The organism is Ectobacillus polymachus, from assembly GCF_048159605.1.
GTDB classification, from domain to species: domain Bacteria; phylum Bacillota; class Bacilli; order Bacillales; family Bacillaceae_G; genus Ectobacillus; species Ectobacillus polymachus.
This window is the reverse complement of sequence record NZ_JBLREB010000001.1, coordinates 775,742-791,445: the sequence shown is the minus strand read 5'-3', so window position 1 is coordinate 791,445 and position 15,704 is coordinate 775,742. Positions and strand designations below refer to the sequence as shown.

At 33.4% G+C, this 15,704-nt stretch carries 25 protein-coding genes and 1 tRNA gene; 9 read left to right on the top strand and 17 right to left on the bottom strand.

The genetic code is table 11. The annotated features are described in order from the left end of the window. Positions 1–176 precede the first annotated feature (176 nt). Both ACM5BR_RS04075 and ACM5BR_RS04070 read left to right on the top strand, forming a co-directional pair. Positions 177–614 carry a tyrosine-type recombinase/integrase gene (locus tag ACM5BR_RS04075; protein WP_416826113.1) on the top strand — a complete coding sequence of 146 codons (438 nt, stop codon included), beginning with the start codon at positions 177–179 and terminating at the stop codon, positions 612–614. A gap of 116 nt (positions 615–730) precedes the next feature. After that, positions 731–1,012 (top strand): tyrosine-type recombinase/integrase, encoded by a 282-nt coding sequence (locus ACM5BR_RS04070; protein WP_416827829.1) that lies wholly within the window; start codon positions 731–733, stop codon positions 1,010–1,012. A gap of 15 nt (positions 1,013–1,027) precedes the next feature. On the opposite strand, the gene ACM5BR_RS04065 is transcribed toward ACM5BR_RS04070, so the two are convergent. The 8 genes from ACM5BR_RS04065 to ACM5BR_RS04030 form a co-directional block, all read right to left on the bottom strand. Further along, the gene (locus ACM5BR_RS04065; RefSeq protein ID WP_416826111.1) at positions 1,028–1,297 is read right to left on the bottom strand and encodes a hypothetical protein; all 270 of its coding nucleotides are present in this window, start codon (positions 1,295–1,297) and stop codon (positions 1,028–1,030) included. A gap of 222 nt (positions 1,298–1,519) precedes the next feature. Further along, on the bottom strand, positions 1,520–1,843 hold the full coding sequence (locus tag ACM5BR_RS04060; protein ID WP_416826110.1) for a hypothetical protein: 324 nt from the start codon (positions 1,841–1,843) through the stop codon (positions 1,520–1,522). A 163-nt stretch (positions 1,844–2,006) separates the two neighbouring features. Next, positions 2,007–2,204, bottom strand: coding sequence for a hypothetical protein (locus tag ACM5BR_RS04055; RefSeq protein ID WP_416826108.1), 198 nt, complete (start codon positions 2,202–2,204; stop codon positions 2,007–2,009). Between the two features lie 49 nt (positions 2,205–2,253). After that, positions 2,254–2,556 carry a hypothetical protein gene (locus tag ACM5BR_RS04050; protein ID WP_416826106.1) on the bottom strand — a complete coding sequence of 101 codons (303 nt, stop codon included), beginning with the start codon at positions 2,554–2,556 and terminating at the stop codon, positions 2,254–2,256. Between the two features lie 66 nt (positions 2,557–2,622). After that, complete coding sequence (locus ACM5BR_RS04045) at positions 2,623–2,853, bottom strand: hypothetical protein (RefSeq protein WP_416826104.1); 231 nt, start codon at positions 2,851–2,853, stop codon at positions 2,623–2,625. After that, positions 2,840–3,898 (bottom strand): hypothetical protein, encoded by a 1,059-nt coding sequence (locus tag ACM5BR_RS04040; RefSeq protein WP_416826102.1) that lies wholly within the window; start codon positions 3,896–3,898, stop codon positions 2,840–2,842. Before ACM5BR_RS04040 ends, ACM5BR_RS04045 begins: the two co-directional genes overlap by 14 nt. A 101-nt stretch (positions 3,899–3,999) precedes the next feature. Further along, positions 4,000–4,063, bottom strand: a tRNA-Ser gene (locus tag ACM5BR_RS04035). A gap of 9 nt (positions 4,064–4,072) precedes the next feature. Further along, positions 4,073–4,372: a hypothetical protein gene (locus ACM5BR_RS04030; protein ID WP_416826100.1), complete on the bottom strand. Its 300-nt coding sequence runs from the start codon at positions 4,370–4,372 to the stop codon at positions 4,073–4,075. A gap of 849 nt (positions 4,373–5,221) precedes the next feature. Here ACM5BR_RS04030 and ACM5BR_RS04025 point away from each other — a divergent pair. Genes ACM5BR_RS04025 through ACM5BR_RS04010 form a run of 4 tightly spaced genes read left to right on the top strand, consistent with a single transcriptional unit; the run spans position 5,222 to position 6,359 of the window. Next, positions 5,222–5,380 carry an Arm DNA-binding domain-containing protein gene (locus ACM5BR_RS04025; RefSeq protein ID WP_416826099.1) on the top strand — a complete coding sequence of 53 codons (159 nt, stop codon included), beginning with the start codon at positions 5,222–5,224 and terminating at the stop codon, positions 5,378–5,380. A 7-nt stretch (positions 5,381–5,387) separates the two neighbouring features. Further along, positions 5,388–5,759: a tyrosine-type recombinase/integrase gene (locus ACM5BR_RS04020; protein WP_416826097.1), complete on the top strand. Its 372-nt coding sequence runs from the start codon at positions 5,388–5,390 to the stop codon at positions 5,757–5,759. Next, entirely contained in the window at positions 5,750–6,142 is a 393-nt protein-coding gene (locus tag ACM5BR_RS04015) for a tyrosine-type recombinase/integrase (protein ID WP_416826095.1), read from the top strand. Before ACM5BR_RS04020 ends, ACM5BR_RS04015 begins: the two co-directional genes overlap by 10 nt. A 1-nt stretch (position 6,143) precedes the next feature. Beyond that, positions 6,144–6,359 (top strand): site-specific integrase, encoded by a 216-nt coding sequence (locus ACM5BR_RS04010; RefSeq protein WP_416827828.1) that lies wholly within the window; start codon positions 6,144–6,146, stop codon positions 6,357–6,359. A gap of 15 nt (positions 6,360–6,374) precedes the next feature. On the opposite strand, the gene ACM5BR_RS04005 is transcribed toward ACM5BR_RS04010, so the two are convergent. From ACM5BR_RS04005 to ACM5BR_RS03990, 4 genes are all read right to left on the bottom strand, one after another. Then, entirely contained in the window at positions 6,375–9,464 is a 3,090-nt protein-coding gene (locus ACM5BR_RS04005; RefSeq protein ID WP_416826093.1) for an AAA family ATPase, read from the bottom strand. After that, entirely contained in the window at positions 9,464–10,615 is a 1,152-nt protein-coding gene (locus ACM5BR_RS04000) for an exonuclease SbcCD subunit D (protein ID WP_416826091.1), read from the bottom strand. The genes ACM5BR_RS04005 and ACM5BR_RS04000 overlap by 1 nt, the downstream gene beginning before the upstream one ends. Positions 10,616–10,630: 15 nt before the next feature. Continuing rightward, positions 10,631–10,870, bottom strand: coding sequence for a DUF2584 family protein (locus ACM5BR_RS03995; RefSeq protein ID WP_416826089.1), 240 nt, complete (start codon positions 10,868–10,870; stop codon positions 10,631–10,633). 96 nt (positions 10,871–10,966) lie between these two features. After that, entirely contained in the window at positions 10,967–11,434 is a 468-nt protein-coding gene (locus ACM5BR_RS03990) for a hypothetical protein (protein ID WP_416826087.1), read from the bottom strand. Between the two features lie 278 nt (positions 11,435–11,712). Between ACM5BR_RS03990 and ACM5BR_RS03985 the strand changes: the two genes are divergently transcribed. After that, entirely contained in the window at positions 11,713–12,027 is a 315-nt protein-coding gene (locus tag ACM5BR_RS03985) for a thioredoxin family protein (RefSeq protein ID WP_416826085.1), read from the top strand. Positions 12,028–12,116: 89 nt separating this feature from the next. On the opposite strand, the gene ACM5BR_RS03980 is transcribed toward ACM5BR_RS03985, so the two are convergent. Further along, positions 12,117–12,737, bottom strand: a complete 621-nt coding sequence (locus ACM5BR_RS03980; RefSeq protein WP_416826083.1) for a phosphatase PAP2 family protein — start codon at positions 12,735–12,737, stop codon at positions 12,117–12,119. A gap of 159 nt (positions 12,738–12,896) precedes the next feature. Next, on the bottom strand, positions 12,897–13,073 hold the full coding sequence (locus ACM5BR_RS03975; RefSeq protein ID WP_416827827.1) for a YozD family protein: 177 nt from the start codon (positions 13,071–13,073) through the stop codon (positions 12,897–12,899). 148 nt (positions 13,074–13,221) lie between these two features. Here ACM5BR_RS03975 and ACM5BR_RS03970 point away from each other — a divergent pair, with 148 nt between their 5' ends. Then, positions 13,222–13,398: a DUF3930 family protein gene (locus ACM5BR_RS03970; RefSeq protein ID WP_416826081.1), complete on the top strand. Its 177-nt coding sequence runs from the start codon at positions 13,222–13,224 to the stop codon at positions 13,396–13,398. Between the two features lie 4 nt (positions 13,399–13,402). Here the strand turns inward: ACM5BR_RS03970 and ACM5BR_RS03965 are convergent, their stop codons facing one another. Both ACM5BR_RS03965 and ACM5BR_RS03960 read right to left on the bottom strand, forming a co-directional pair. Continuing rightward, positions 13,403–13,975: a hypothetical protein gene (locus ACM5BR_RS03965; RefSeq protein ID WP_416826080.1), complete on the bottom strand. Its 573-nt coding sequence runs from the start codon at positions 13,973–13,975 to the stop codon at positions 13,403–13,405. Between the two features lie 111 nt (positions 13,976–14,086). Next, on the bottom strand, positions 14,087–14,236 hold the full coding sequence (locus ACM5BR_RS03960; protein WP_416826078.1) for a hypothetical protein: 150 nt from the start codon (positions 14,234–14,236) through the stop codon (positions 14,087–14,089). A 185-nt stretch (positions 14,237–14,421) separates the two neighbouring features. On the opposite strand from ACM5BR_RS03960, the gene ACM5BR_RS03955 reads away from it, so the two are divergent. After that, on the top strand, positions 14,422–14,925 hold the full coding sequence (locus ACM5BR_RS03955; protein ID WP_416826076.1) for a DinB family protein: 504 nt from the start codon (positions 14,422–14,424) through the stop codon (positions 14,923–14,925). Between the two features lie 76 nt (positions 14,926–15,001). Here the strand turns inward: ACM5BR_RS03955 and ACM5BR_RS03950 are convergent, their stop codons facing one another. Beyond that, positions 15,002–15,694, bottom strand: a complete 693-nt coding sequence (locus ACM5BR_RS03950; protein WP_416826075.1) for an ABC transporter permease — start codon at positions 15,692–15,694, stop codon at positions 15,002–15,004. Positions 15,695–15,704 lie beyond the last annotated feature (10 nt).

The window sequence follows — 15,704 nt, the reverse complement described above, 5'->3', positions numbered from 1 at the left end:
GACCTTAACCTTTATAGTCCTGTCATCAGACCAATGAAGATATAATCAAGTTTCATAGTCTACTAAAAATTATTTGGAAAATTGTATAGGAGTTGCTAAGAGCATATATGAACGTTATTGTTACTTAATTCTTTAACTCTGTATTGCGTATAACTAATTTAAAGGAGCGATTACATATGATTGAAGAGTTCTTACAGTCAAAGAAGATGAGAAATAAAAGCCCTAACACTTTAAAGAGTTACTCTCGTGATCTAACTCAATTTAATAATTACATTCAACAATACAATGTAACATTAGATAGTTTAAATGATTTAATCGTACAGCAATACATTAACTATCTTAGCGATAAGTATTCACCTTATACTATCAATCGTATGTACGCTGCCATTCGTTCCTTCTGTCATTACTCTAACCAGTTACACGCTGTAGAAGATATTGAAATACAATCTGTACCACATATCAGTAAACAGGAAAGCAAAGGGTTAACTGAAGATGAAGTAACATCATTACGTTTATCAGTTGCAAATGATAAGAGCAGTCCAACTAAACAAAGAGATCAAGCTATCATTGACTTCCTTTTGTATACTGGTTATCGTGTATCTGAGTTGAGTTAATTAATCTTAATATTGATGATATTACTTATAATAACGGAACGTATACCATTCACATCAATGAATCTAAAACAAATCAAACAAGAAAAGTATATGTAGATTCCAAGCAATTTTAATATATCAAGCGTTATCTTGATAGTCGAGAAGATAACTATGAAGCGTTGTTCCTTTCGAAACGTGGAAGAATATCTGTACGAATGATTCAAACTGTTTTAAATAAATACAGTATCCATCCTCACTTATTAAGACATACATTTTGCTCTATCCTTTCCAGAAATAATGTAGATATTTTTACAATTGCTCAACTTGCTGGACACAACAATATAAATACAACAAGACGTTACAGCAATCCACCTGAAAAAGAAATGGAAAATGCTGTATCTAAAGCCTTCTCATTTTAATCTGAGTGGGCTTTTTTATTCTCCAAACTCTTCCTCGAATTCTTGCTCCAATACATCAACTGGTACGCTTTTATTATCCTTTAATCCAACTTCTAGGTCTACTTTAGTAGTAGGCTTACCTAGTGATCTGCCAATAATATATTCAAGTACCTGGGCTTTTACTCTAGCATATTGAGTTGTTTCAGCTAATTCAAGCAATTGATCCACCGCACTATCTAATTTACTATCAATTATCTTTTCAACAAAGACCTTACGTTGATGCAAACGTTTGTCAAGCTCCGCCATAAATCCTTCATCATCTAACCAGTTACATAACGTTTATCTGGTTACTCTACATTTTTTAGCAATTGTAGTTTTTTGTTCTACTCCTTCAGCTAACAATTCAATAGCAAGTTTCTTTCTGTTATCAATAATTTCCACTCATTTCTTCACCTTACATTTTACATTATATTTACATAACAAAAAGCATCCAATTGCTTATTGGATGCTATAACTTTATGAAAATTTTTATTTTCCTAACTGCGCAATCATACTAGAATCAAATGCTTTTTTCTGTTCTTCTAATTTTTCATAATTTAGGACACCTTGAAGTGCTCCATGTAAATAATTAATACGATTTAAATCAACCTGATTATTGTTTACTACTAATTCAATAACCTCTTTTGAGATTTTAATATACTGATTGGTAAGTTCTAATCCGTTATAGTTTCTCTCAATATACAACATACATTCAGAATTCCATTTACAGAAATTTTCAAAATTAATAGGTGTTATACCTGCTTTAAACTGATTTCCCTCTTTTATCAATTCATTAATTTTAGTAGTTTCCATATCTAAATCACCTCCTCCCTAACCTAATACATTCGACAAATAAACAGTAACGCCCTCTCATTATTTGTAAAATCAAGGTTAAGAAAGGAGAATATTGTAATATTGTTGCCTAACCATATTTATACCACAGGGATTATTAAAAAGCATCTGTTAATAGGTTCTATTAATATTCATTTACATAAACAATAACTTCTAGAAAATGTGGTTCAATATGATTCAAAATATGATGATCATATTTATAAGATTTTTTACTGTATACAATTTTTTCTCCTTTGGAAGCTTCAATAATGCCAGCTACATCTTCTGACGTTATTACAAAAAGTAAATCTCCACCATCAGCCAAACAGAATTTTATCTTCATAATATGACACATCCTTTCTAAATAAACACTATCAAAGAAGGGAAAAGGTTTAAAGATATATATTTGCCTTTTTATTTTCTCTTTGAACTTTTTTAACAATTGCATGAAATTCATCAGTTGGCTCTTTCTCAATAATTTCTGTTACATCTTTTGAAATATATTTTCTATTTCCAAGTCTATATCCTAAATCATTTAGTTTATCTGCAACCTTTTTTACATTTCCTACATGTGCATATTCTTTAATTGCAATTTTCTCAGGACTATCTGCAATATAAGATTCTGCCAAACTAACAAAGATCTGTAATTCTTTAATTTTTTCCTTCGCTTTATCAACTGTTAAAAACTTATACATAAATAGTCTCATCTCCCATTAGTATTACATATGTTGCGTATACAAAAAGAAAAGACCTTCCTCCAATTATGGAGTGGTCTGTGAATGCTTTCTATTATCTGATTTATTATATTCCTTACCAACAACTCGGTAGAAATTAAGATTAATTTTTGATAAATCATTCAATTTTTGCTCGTAATTTTCTATTTTTATTTCACGATCTTTATTAATATCGAACTGACTTTTAGGATTAATAAATCCTTTCCCATTAGACTCTTCAATGTCTTTTAATAATTTTAGGGCATCATCTTTCCACATATTCATACACACCCTTTTCTTGTAGAATTAAACATAATGCGTGTATAAGTCTAAACACTTCCCTTGTATCAAGCATATCATTATTCATTAAAAAAAACAAAGCTCTATCATCATCATAATCAGATTGAAAATTGAATACCCATATTTTATCATGCGCCATACGCATTTTAAATGACATAATAAAGTGATTTTTATATGGAATATCAATTTGTGGTGTATAACGTTCTTTAGTACTTAATGCACGTAATACTGCATCACTTTTTTCTGTAATTGTATCTGGTATATCATATTCTTTTAATGTTTTTCCAGTTGTACCTCTATCCATTATTTTAATTAATTTGTTATCTCTCTTTTCATGAATTGTAAATCCTGTAATAAATAATAATGATGATGAATCAAAACATTCATTTGTCATTTGATAAAGTGCTGTATTAATATCCTTTAGTAATTTTACAATCATTGAAATTTGAGCGTTATGCTCTTTTATTTGTAATAATAATTTATTTTGATCTTCAGTTGAATTTTTAACATACTCTTCATGTATTACCTTCATGTCTTTTATCTGCGCTTTTTTTACTTCAAGTTCCTTAGCTTCAGGAATATTATATATAATCTCATCATAAAGTCCCTTGAATGAAAAATCTCTAGATGGAATATATTTAATAAACCCATTATATTCTGATTTTCTAAAAACTCTATATGCACCTATATGAAAATATTTTTCTTCATTAAAATTAAGCATTTTTCTTAAATATAAATATAAATTAAAAGAAAAAAATATTATAAAAATAAATAAAGCTATAAGTGATTTTACCAACATCTGGTTATGTATAATCATAACACCACTGCTTACTAATATACCTATAATACTAGGAATCAATTTTGGTAAAGTTTTAAATGACTTCACGTCTGATAATACGTATAAAAATAATGCAACTATCCAATTTCCTAACTTTTCATCAGAATAACTTTTTTTTAATATTGAAAAAACGGTATCCCAATCCTTACTTAATTCTAATAAATCTTGTCGAAAATTTGTATTCAAAAAGCAACCCCTACCATTATTAGATTAACTTATTTTTATATTTTTTCGACAAAATCACCAAAAATCCCTGCTAAATTTTACTAGTAAATTATTATCAAAGGTGGCCTCGACCTGATTCGAACAGGTAAAATGCTCAGTTTAGCTCTACCATTGAGCTACAAGTCCATACATTTATTAATTTGCTGCTTTCAATTTACCCAGATACTCTTTAATATTAATCTTTCTTCTATTGCGTTCTTTTTGAACACTTTCACTCGGCTTATATAATCCCATTTTATTTTGAATCTGCTGTCTCAACTTATGTACACTAGTGATATTTAAATTCAATTTCTCTAAATCATCAAATATTGTAGCACCTAACTTCTTGCAGCACTCAAAATATAAATGTGTATCATTATTACGTGCCATTTCATCATGTTTAAGTACGTCTGAAACTAAGTCCTTCAATGTATCAAATTCTCGCTCTACCGTCATTCATTTACCTCCCAATTAATATTCATCCGCTTCATCATCAACTCTACAAATTTTTTCACATACTTGATCAAGTCTATTAAGTGCTGAGTACGTTTTATCTTTTGACCTCATTACTATTTCAACATTTTCAAAATGACTTAAATCTGGTTCACATTTACCACATCCCATTTCAAATAACTTCTTATCTTCAATTAAATGTTTGCATTTGTAACAATACACACCAGTATCAATAACCTTTTTTATTAGGCAACATCTACTTTCTTGATGTTATAATCTATCCAATCTTTATCTTCTATTAACTCTCTAAACAGAATTAAAGCGGAAGAACATTGGGAAATAGTACAAGAAAAACTTGAAAACGATCCTAATTATTAAGCATACAAGTTAGAACGTGATATTGAACGTCATGAAGAAGAAATGGCTTAGATTCAACGATTTGAAAACGAAACTATTAGAAAAATAGATGAAATTACAAATGAATTGGAGTTTTTGTCAAAACGTAATACTGATACATTCAGCAATCTTATTTCTAATTTACATACATTAGTGATGAGTATGCGAAAAGATAAATCTAGCTATGATTTTTTTAATATACTCTTTAAACATGATCTATCACAATATAGTGAAGACAGTCGCAAAAAAATCATAGACACGATTATTGAAGAGTATAAAAAATGTAATACAGGATTCGGTGACATTAATTTTTAAAGTTTAAAACTCCTAGATTCAATATTGGATTTAGGGTTTTCTTCTTGAATGTAATATCCCCTATACAAAACGTGACCATAATATTACAATACAGACATGGGAACCTTTTACAATTTCAATACCTAAATGGAGGTCTGAATTGTGAAAGGAAGTATTAAAGAGAATAAAAAAACTGGGAAATTTGATTTCGTCTTTGATTTAGGAAAAGACCCTTTAACTGGAAAACGGAAACAGATCAAGCGTAGGGGATTTGGCAGTAGACGCGAGGCTAACAATGCTATGGTGCAACTAAAAGCTTAGTTGTTGAATGATGATTTTCTTAAATTTTCTTAAATTATCTAACATAACTTACGAAACATTCATGGAGCAATGGTTTAGAGAAAGAAAAAATCAGCTAAACAAAGCAACTTTTCGCTCTAATTACACACATTATAGGAACATTATCAAGCCCCATTTGGGCCATTTTAAAATTCAAGACATTACAACCATGCACTTTCAGCATTACATTACAAAATTAATTGAGGATGGTCATTACTCGGAAGGAACTATTAACTTAGTCTTTAGTTTCATAAGGACATCGTTTAAAAGAGCAAAGGTACTAAAGTTAATAAAAAACAATCTAGCTACAGATGTAGTATTGCCTAGGATTCCTAAAAAGGAGATGCAAATTTGGGGTTAGAACAAATAGACTATTTCCTAAAGGAAAGCAAGAAGAAAAAGTATGCCACACGATTTAATATCAGTTTTTGGATAGCAATATTAACAGGGATGCGTTTAGGGGAGATATTAGGTCTGAGATGGAAAGATATTGATTTGGAAAATAACTTGATTTATGTTAAACAGACTTTGGCAGAAACAAGAGAATTGAAATACGGTGCAAAAAACAAAAGTAGCATTAGGTCTATCTATATCCCAAATATTTTGGTGGAAGAACTAAAATCCCATCGAAAATTAATAGACTATGAAAAAGAAAAAGCTGGTGATAAATATATCGATTTAGATTTAGTTCAATTTAGATTTAGTTCTTCCATCCAAGTACGGAAATCCATTAGATCAACGTAGCATACGAAGATCGTTTTATCACGTAACTGAAAAATTGAGATTACCTAGGATTAGATTCCACGATTTGAGACATTCACATGCAACGATGCTTATATCTGAACGATTGGGTCATTCAACGATAAATACAACTCTTAAGACATACGTTCATGCTGTACCAGATATGCAAAAATCAGTAGCAGAAAAACTTGATGAAGTATTCGAAAAATGTGACCGCTAGTCTACTTGTACAAATTTACTTTATTACAAATTTTGTTTGACTGTAACCATCCTTACTTTTCGTTACTTCTAATGAAGCTGGGAGGGCTTGTTTTAATTCTTGAACATGTGAAATCACGCCAATAATTCTTCCGGATTTTTGCAGGTCAATTAATGTATCTATCGCTTTCATTAAAGATTCTTCGTCAAGCGAACCAAAGCCTTCATCAATAAACATCGTTTCAATGCTAATTCCTCCTTCATACGCCTGAATGATATCAGCCATGCCAAGCGCTAAGCAAAGAGATGCATTGAATTTTTCTCCGCCTGAAAGAGTTTTGACATCACGAGTTTGCCCAGTATATGCGTCATATACATCTAATCCTAACCCGCTTTGACGGTTCCGCTTTTCAATCCGCTCACTACGTTTTAAGAAAAATTGTCCGCCTGATAACTTTCTTAATCGTTCATTGGCAGCATGGACAATTTGTTCTAAATACTCAATTAAAATATAACGTTCAAAGGAAATCCGATTTTCATTATCCCCTTTTACTACTTCATATAAATCCACAATTTCTTGATACTTATTTTCATCATCATGGATTTGTTCATCAATCGATACTATGTTATCTTGGAGCTTCCTTACATCTTCGATCGCTAGTTTTATATTTTGCCTTTGTTCAATTAATGTTCTAACTAGCTGTTGAAGCTCAGTAACCTCCTCTGCAAGCTCGGTAATATCTATTATTTCTTTTCCTTCTAAAGAATCTCGCAAATGCTCCACTTGCTTTTTGACAGAATCAACTGAACTATAATAATCTTGTATCTTTCTCTTGGTACTACTAATTTGCTCAGGAGTTCGTTTCGAAGTTTCATAGTTAGCTGCATCCTGAAAGCCACCCTCGGCAAGTTTTAATACAAACGTTTCATACTTTTCATCCTTTTGTTTCAACGCGCGTTCGTGTTCCCGAGAAATAGATGCAAAATCAGCTTCAACTTGAATCATATCTTTATGAAGTTCTTGATAGAGCCGTTCTGCCTCAGACCATGATTGCTCCAGACGCTCTAATTCTAGTTTTGCCTTTTCATATAAGGAATTCCATTCTTCATAAGACGTGATAGCATGAGGGAGCATATTTCGATCATGTTCAAGCGAAAGCTTTTGCTCTGCTTCAGCAAGTTTCAATCTATATTGATCGTTTTCTAGCTGTTTGATTTTTTGAGAGAGTTTGTCTAGCTTTTCTTCCAATTCCTTTTCTTTCGCTCGCATGCTGCGACGCTTCGTTTCATTCTCTTCAAGCTGTTTTACTTCTTTAGCTAGTTTTTTCCCTTTATCAGATAACTCTTGAAATTGAAGATGAAAATGTGCCACATCATAGCCCCGCTGCGCAGCTTCTTCAGCTAACTCCTCACATTGTTTCCGGCTTATTTTCCATTTTTCACAGATTTGATAATATTTCTTTTCAATAGACTCTTTTTGTTTTCGTGCTTCATTCATTTGACTCTCATTTATAGAATTCGAACGAGAATCGGCTTTACTTGGATGTACCGTACTACCACAAACTGGACAGGCTTCTCCAGCATGTAAATGAGCAGCAAGATATCCAGCCTGCTCAGACATCCACTGTTTCTCTATCGCATCATATGCCATCGTTTCCCGATTCAATTCTTGTTCTGCATCACGATGCAATTTTTGATCTAGCTCATATTCTTTATATGTCTTTTCATACTTCATTAATAACTTGCTATCTTCTCTCATTCCATCCAGTTCACGCTGTTTAGTTAGGTATTGCTGGGAAGCTTCGTCTAATTGCTGCAAATAAGAGGATAGCTTCTTTCTCTCTTGTATGTCATGCTCATATTGTTGTTTGTTTGTATCTAGTGATTCGCTAATTGTTTTTACTTGACATGATGTTGCCGCAAGCTGTGTTGTTCGTTCAGCTAATGTTTCCACAATTGACTTCAGGTCATTAAGGGCAATCCATTCTTGTTTTTTCTGATCGCGAAGGGATTGTTTTTGCTTTTCTTCTTCATACCGAGATTTAGCTATTTTATAAGCTTCCTCTAGCTGCTCTTTCCGTTTTTTAATAGACTCGCAGGCTTGATTGATCTCTTCTGAGACACGAATCGCATCATTCCAGGAATCTTCAAAAGGAATAATTTGATTTGCTTTCTCACCCTGTATCAACTGTTCTTCTTCCTGCTTCATTTGTGATTTACGGTTCATTAGATCATTATATTCATTTTCTTTTTGCTCAAGTTGGCTAAATAACTCATTTAATGACTGTGCATCGTGATGCTCTTTCTCCTTTTGACGCAAAAGGGTGGTTTGTAACTCTTCTTCTTTCATTACCACATGTAGTTGTTCACTAAAAAATGTCTGTTCTTCCTTTAATGCTTCCATCATTTGAAAGCTGTTAGCACGATCCTTCTGTGAAAGCTCTTTTAATGTACTTCCTTCTCGCAAAGGCATCGAAAGTGCATGACGAAAATACATATCACGCTCTTGGATTTTGCCTTCAAGCTTACTTTTTAAAAATTTCCGTTTATTATCAAGCAATTCACGAATAAGCTTATAGCGATCTGTCTTAAATATGCGGCGAAGAATTTCTTCTTTATTTTCTGTTTCAGATGTTAATAGTTTACGAAATTCTCCTTGGGGAAGCATGACAATTTGACTAAATTGATGCTTTGTTAAGCCCATCAATTCTTCTACCTTTTTATTCACATCACTTACATGAAACCGATCTACGCATGGAATATTTTCATTTTCGACAACTTCATATAATTCGACGGATCCACCCGTGGCCGTTTTGTTTCCTTCTTTTCGATGTGCCATTTGTCGTTTAATGTAATAGGTTTTACGATGCATTTCAAATGATAACGTAACATTCGTATAGGTATCATCATCTGCAAAATGACTACGAAGCATATTTGCATCATTGCGTTCTTCCCCACTTGCTTCTCCATATAAAGCATAGCAAATTGCATCAAAAATCGTCGTTTTTCCGGATCCAGTATTCCCTGAAATAGAGAAAAGACGATGCTCTCCAAGTTCCGTAAAATCGATGGTTTCTCTTTGTTTATAGGGACCAAATGCCGTCATTGTCAGTTGAATCGGTTTCATTATCTTTCTCCCTCCATTAATCGGAGTTCTTCTAATACCTCTTGGAAAATGTGCTGCTTACTCTCTGACAGCTCCGTTCCTTTCATTTCCCTATAAAAAGCATTCAATAATGCTAGATCATCCATTTTATGTCGCTCAGTAACATTCTCTACATCCATTGATTCTTGCCGTTTTATTATTCGTTCTACATGCATAGCATTTGGATAGACAGTCCGAATCTTTTCCATTGGCTGCAATACTGGGTTCTCATCTTGTAATCGAACGAACACATAGTCATCTGAAATTTCATGGTGCAATATATCACGCAACGAGCCTACTACCGTTTTCATATTACGTAACGGCTCTAGCAGCCGCTTTTCAATCTTAGTATTCCCTTCTTCATCTAATGTCACAATGAAGAATCCCTTCTTATGGGATTCTTCAGAGATGGAATAGCATAAAGGCGAGCCTGCATATCGAATCTTTTCGTTAGCAACAAAATGAGCCTGATGCAAATGACCAAGTGCCGTATAATGAAAACTCGTAAAGTAACTACTATTTACATATTCTGCACCGCCAATTGATAGCGGGCGTTCGGAATCACTTGTGTTTTCTTCTTCCTCACCGAATGGCGTTACAAATGCATGACCTATGAATACATGACGAGCATCAAGGTCCATCGTCTCACAAATAGAGGAGGTAATCATACGCATCGCATCATCATGAGTATGTATATCCTCATTTTGCAATACATGTCTTACAATCCCTGGATCTGCATACGGGACAAGATAAAAATGTACTTCTCCATATTTGTCAGTGAGCTTGACCGTTTCAAACGGATACTGAAACTGTCCAATAATATGAAGACCTTGACGCTTCAACAAATCACTTCCAAAATGGATACGATCTGGGCTATCATGATTACCTGCAATTGCAAGAACCGGTGTTTCTAGATCGATTACAATTCGTTTTAATGTACGATTTAACAACTCAACTGCATCTGTTGGCGGAATTGCCCGATCATACAAATCCCCTGCAATAATGACCGCATCAGGTCTTTCTTCCTCTATCGCTTTAATAAAGCATTCTAAAATATATGCTTGGTCTTCTGTCATGTATACACCATGGATGAGTTTCCCTAAATGCCAATCAGCAGTGTGAAATAGTTTCAATTCTCCCGCACCTTCTTAATTTACAGAATGAAGAGAAACAAGCTGATAGTGAAGCACCGTTTTCTCATCATACCAGGAAACTTTATTAGGAATAGCCGTACCAATTCGTTCTTTTTCTGATTTAAATAATGCCACTGGTTCCCCAAGAGTATACATGTGATACCCTTCTAATGTAAGTTCAAATAAATTATTCTCTATATCTATTCGTATTTCGTTGTCATTTGTTACAATTGTCGTATGTGTTTCAAATTTCATTCTATTCATCTCCTCCCATGTCTTACTGTTTATAGTAAATGCTTCTTCACAGAATGACAAGAGAGAGGGAAACAGATGTTTCCTACTCTCTCTTTCTTATACATATCGAAACCATATCTTCCACTTTTGGTTACTATCCTTACTAACAAAAAATTCACCCATTTGGTTAAACTGTGATGAGCTTGTAAAACGTAACCGAACAAAAAATGAACGATCTGCAACATTACGTCCACACTTTTGAATTGCCATATGGTAGTATGATGCATCCGTCCGCTTTAAATCCTTTAACGGACTCATAACCTCCACCGTCCATGTTTTGTGACTTTTTCCATAGGTTGATTTCACAAGGTAATCTGATAAAGCTTTTGTGAGCTCTTCCTTTTCTTGTTCAACGGAAGCAGTTAATTCTTCTGCTTTGGGACAAATGATTTCGTTATTTGATTCCGCATAAGCCCCGTTACTAAACAAAAATAATAGAATGGGAAGTAACAATAGGTTCCATGCCTTAACATGATTTCGTTTTATCGAATACCTTCCATTCGAACGAAAATCTTTAATCATCATTCCAGACACCTCCTTGTTTCATATCGTTACCTAGTTTGGAAGAAATAGCACTTATTTATAGAAGGTAATGTTTTCTAACTTAACTTTGCAATCAGTTCAAATAATTGACATAAGACTATAAAAAGTTTATAAAGATAAATGAAAGCGCATTACAATAACAGAAGCATGAATAAAACTCTATCATTGGTTCAAAACAGGGATTACTTTCGAAGACCTACCCGTTTTACCACAATATAAAGTTGTAAACCGTATATACATAATAAGGAGGAAATGACCTAATGAAAACCATCCAGTCAGAAGCAGAATTTCGTGAAATCAGTAACGGTGATACACCAGTTGTTGTTAAATTTTACACTACGTGGTGCCCAGATTGTGCACGATTAAATAATTTTATTGATGATGTTATTGCTGACTTTCATTCATTTTCGTGGTATGAAATTGATAAAGATAAATTTCCAGAGATCGCTGAGGAATATCAAGTTATGGGAATTCCAAGCCTTCTCGTATTCAAAAATGGTAAGAAGCTTGGCCATTTGCATAGTGCAAATGCAAAAACAGAAGAACAAGTACATGAATTTTTACAAACCATTTAATTCTATCATTTAAACTCTTTACAGTTTATTATGAATCGGTCATCACTAGATAAGTGAATGATCGATTCTTTTTTTTCTAGTAAATATGATTATATTTTCTCCTTTAACTTTTGATGAAACAAAATACAAAGAAACATCCATCCAAACCCAGCAGCCATACCCGCCACAACATCGCTTAGATAATGAACACCAAGGTATACTCTACTTAACGCTATCGCTAAAATAAGAAGACTACTAACAAAAATCAACATGATTTTTTCACCAAGATTCAGACGATGCTCAGTAATCGCCAAATAGGCTACAAATCCTAGAAATGCGGTTGCATTCATAGCGTGGCCACTTGGAAAACTATAACCTGATGCACTTATAAGGGTTTGAACGTCAGGACGAGATCTATGATAAAAGGATTTTAATACTTTATTGATGTAATCAGAACCGTATAAACATACGAGAATTAACAATGATGATGCAAATCTTTTCTGTATAACATAATAAATAAATAACAGAAGAGAAAGTGGAATGTATATACGCATGGAGCCAACAGTAGTAAAAAAAAGAAACAAATGAGTTAGCGTTGGATTACGAATACTCTGAACAAAGCTACTAACAACGGTATCTATAAGCATCATAATATGCATATTGTATGTAAGTGAGATAAAGATAAAAATGATACAAGACAAGGCTGCATAACGGATAATTTGAAGGTTCATGATGTAAACTCCCGCTTTATAGAATAGAGTATTTTAGTTTTTCACGCTATCCAAATATTATTCATACATAGAAGACTTTTCCATCCCAGAAGAGATTCCATACCATACTAAAATCAAATTAAAAACGACGAGTAAATTCTCGTCGCTATACTATATGTTTCAGTCTTCATCTTCAAAAATTTCATCTATCATACATTTCTCCAATAAATAGTCAAATGCAATATCCGCTAATTCGTCCATCTCTTCGGATTTTGGTACATAGCCTCTCTGGACTAATTGATTGTAAAAGAACTCCGCAATTTCATCTGTATCAATAAACACTTCGATTTCTTTCACACTCATCACTCCTTTATTTTTGTTTTATGAGGAAAAATGCAAAATATGTTTCCTAAAAAAAACATTTCCTACTTCATATGTATAAGTTATAGGAAAACATTTTGGTGCATACTCATTAAGTACAAGCAAACCGAAGGAGGAGTTTCGTTTGATTAAGCAACAAACAAGTTTTGAAACAGAAAAGGCTGGTACATTTTCATTTTTAGCAGATGAAAAATTAGATATAGTAATGGACAGAATGATTCAAGTATTGATTCGCTTTTTAACAGTAGTGGGCATACCTTATACGATATATTTAATACTGCAGCTACTTTTCTCTTTTTAAAGTTTCATTTTTTCTCTGTTAATTTTGTTAAATAATTCATTACAACGTTCATTACAATCTCATATTCTTCATCTTGAAAACTTTCATATAACTCTTTATAGTCATTATATATATCAAGTAATCCATCAATAATTTCTTGACGATTTGTTTTGACACTAACTCGTTTTGAACTGTTAACCACCTTGAGCTTTTCTAGATCAAGCTTGTTAATGCCAGACTTATCATTTTTTAATTTTTTTAAAATAGCAGTAGCAGTTTGGGCGTTCGCAAGCAATTTTAAATCCGCTTCATCAGCCTCTAACCATTCACCATCTGTTATTCGAGATAGTTCGTATATCGTATCTTCCCATGCATCATTTTTATAGCGCCATACCTCTGTTCGACACCCAACTACACGAAAAACATCTTTCTCATAACCTGTTACTTGCACAAGGTCACCGAATGAAAATTGATAGTTTAATTGGACCCACTCTTTTTCTACATTTTGTCCCTCATAATCTGTGATAAATTGAAGAACATTTTCTACATATACTCCGTCATGATTGTTTATATCGTATACATACACACCATCTAACATTTTAATATTTGTGATCTTTCTATTTTTATTCCCTCCTCAAAGAATGCTTGTAATTTAGCAATTCCAAATCTTCATTATAATAAGGAAAACCCGTACACTGTAAGGTACGGGCTAACTTATTTGCTCCTTTTCATTTCTATCTTCCTTTTCATTTCTATCTTCCTTTTCATTTGTAACTTTTATATCTTGAGCTAATTCGAGAAGTGCTTTAGCAGCCTTACAAGCGTCAAAATTTCCGATCTCATTGTATTTGAAATTCATGGTGTTTCTCACCTCGCGCAATATGATATGCGAGATATTTTTTCTGTGTTACATCACTGCATGGTCTTTTTATCTGAACAGGATTTGCTCGTGATGAGTCCGTGAAATAAATTTAGATACATAGAAGGAAACTACAAAACTTTCACGAATAACCATTTGAATCCAATCATAAGGAGGTTTTTTCTATGTTCCAAACAGTAGAAGGTTTTTTAAAAACGTGGGAAAACGAAGCAAAATCAACGCAAAAAGTCTTAGATGCGCTGACAGATGAATCGTTAAAACAAGAAATCACTCCGGAGAACTGGTCGTTAGGACGCATTGCTTGGCATATTGTGACGGCTATTCCCGTCATGACATTAGGCACAGGTTTAAAATTCGAAGGAGAAACGAAGGATTATCCTGTTCCATCATCAGCTCAGTATATCGCAAACAGCTATCGGCAAATGAATGAGGCATTTACTCAGGCAATCAAAACACAATGGACAGATAAAGATATAGCTACGATTCATGACTTCTTTGGACGACAAATGCCTAATTCCATCGTCCTTATGACAGTGATCAATCACCAAAACCATCACCGCGGACAAATGACTGTCCTTATGCGTCAAGCAGGATTGAAAGTGCCCGGTATCTATGGCCCATCAAAAGAAGAGTGGGCTCTGGCTGGAATGGAAGCACCGAAGATGTAAGATTTACTTTCTAAATGAAATGAGGCTCCTCTTTTTTGAGGAACCTCATTTGCAAAGTTATAAAAAATCTATATAACTAAATCGCATCCTCTTTTTCAATGTTCCGAATCGCTAAGTACGCAATCATTATTCCTACAGCTGCAAGAGCGAACTGGACAGGGATAATTGCGATTACCGAGAACGATGGATTATAAGAACAAGCAAATGAAACGACCAGCAGCGATGACAAGATTGTTATGGGTACAGAATGCTTACGCATACCGAAATACAATGGAATCAAACTTGTTCCAGCAGCAGCGACTGCAAATGGAATTATGGTAATAGTTTGTTTCATCCATTCAGTAATTGTGATTGAGTATGGTATAAACGAAAAGTATCCGTGTAAGGTAAAGAAAGCACCTGTAACTAGTATTTGAGATATCCAAATTGTTATAAATGTTAGTAATGCTACAATGAATAATTTACTAGCTATTATTTTCTTCCGCTGAACCGGATAGGAGAACATGATCAATATCGTCTTATTTTTATATTCTTCGATAATTAATTGTGCAATTAATACAGCCGCGAACACGATAAACGTGCCCCGCACCATTGCACCTATAAATAGAAAAGCTTCCTCGTAATTTGTAATAAATATGTCTCCTTCTATTTGTTGTATATAGTTAAGGGAAATGAATAAGGCCAGAATGATAAGGTCGGCGATCAACGCTCCTTTTATATACCACCCAAGTTTAAATTTTTTCATTTCAAGCTTCATAAGCTGTAGCATAATAGCCTCA

Bases quoted from the DNA above. Each gene is read 5' to 3' on its own strand.
- ACM5BR_RS04030 (WP_416826100.1), bottom strand. From the start codon at position 4,372: ATGACGGTAGAGCGAGAATTTGATACATTGAAGGACTTAGTTTCAGAC.
- ACM5BR_RS03980 (WP_416826083.1), bottom strand. From the start codon at position 12,737: ATGAACCTTCAAATTATCCGTTATGCAGCCTTGTCTTGTATCATTTTT.
- ACM5BR_RS04020 (WP_416826097.1), top strand. From the start codon at position 5,388: ATGATGATTTTCTTAAATTTTCTTAAATTATCTAACATAACTTACGAA.
- ACM5BR_RS03960 (WP_416826078.1), bottom strand. From the start codon at position 14,236: ATGAATTTCAAATACAATGAGATCGGAAATTTTGACGCTTGTAAGGCT.
- ACM5BR_RS04005 (WP_416826093.1), bottom strand. From the start codon at position 9,464: ATGAAACCGATTCAACTGACAATGACGGCATTTGGTCCCTATAAACAA.
- ACM5BR_RS03990 (WP_416826087.1), bottom strand. From the start codon at position 11,434: ATGATGATTAAAGATTTTCGTTCGAATGGAAGGTATTCGATAAAACGA.
- ACM5BR_RS03965 (WP_416826080.1), bottom strand. From the start codon at position 13,975: ATGTTAGATGGTGTGTATGTATACGATATAAACAATCATGACGGAGTA.
- ACM5BR_RS04050 (WP_416826106.1), bottom strand. From the start codon at position 2,556: ATGTATAAGTTTTTAACAGTTGATAAAGCGAAGGAAAAAATTAAAGAA.
- ACM5BR_RS04060 (WP_416826110.1), bottom strand. From the start codon at position 1,843: ATGGAAACTACTAAAATTAATGAATTGATAAAAGAGGGAAATCAGTTT.
- ACM5BR_RS03955 (WP_416826076.1), top strand. From the start codon at position 14,422: ATGTTCCAAACAGTAGAAGGTTTTTTAAAAACGTGGGAAAACGAAGCA.
- ACM5BR_RS03985 (WP_416826085.1), top strand. From the start codon at position 11,713: ATGAAAACCATCCAGTCAGAAGCAGAATTTCGTGAAATCAGTAACGGT.
- ACM5BR_RS04075 (WP_416826113.1), top strand. From the start codon at position 177: ATGATTGAAGAGTTCTTACAGTCAAAGAAGATGAGAAATAAAAGCCCT.
- ACM5BR_RS03950 (WP_416826075.1), bottom strand. From the start codon at position 15,694: ATGCTACAGCTTATGAAGCTTGAAATGAAAAAATTTAAACTTGGGTGG.
- ACM5BR_RS03995 (WP_416826089.1), bottom strand. From the start codon at position 10,870: ATGAAATTTGAAACACATACGACAATTGTAACAAATGACAACGAAATA.
- ACM5BR_RS04045 (WP_416826104.1), bottom strand. From the start codon at position 2,853: ATGTGGAAAGATGATGCCCTAAAATTATTAAAAGACATTGAAGAGTCT.
- ACM5BR_RS04055 (WP_416826108.1), bottom strand. From the start codon at position 2,204: ATGAAGATAAAATTCTGTTTGGCTGATGGTGGAGATTTACTTTTTGTA.
- ACM5BR_RS04065 (WP_416826111.1), bottom strand. From the start codon at position 1,297: ATGGCGGAGCTTGACAAACGTTTGCATCAACGTAAGGTCTTTGTTGAA.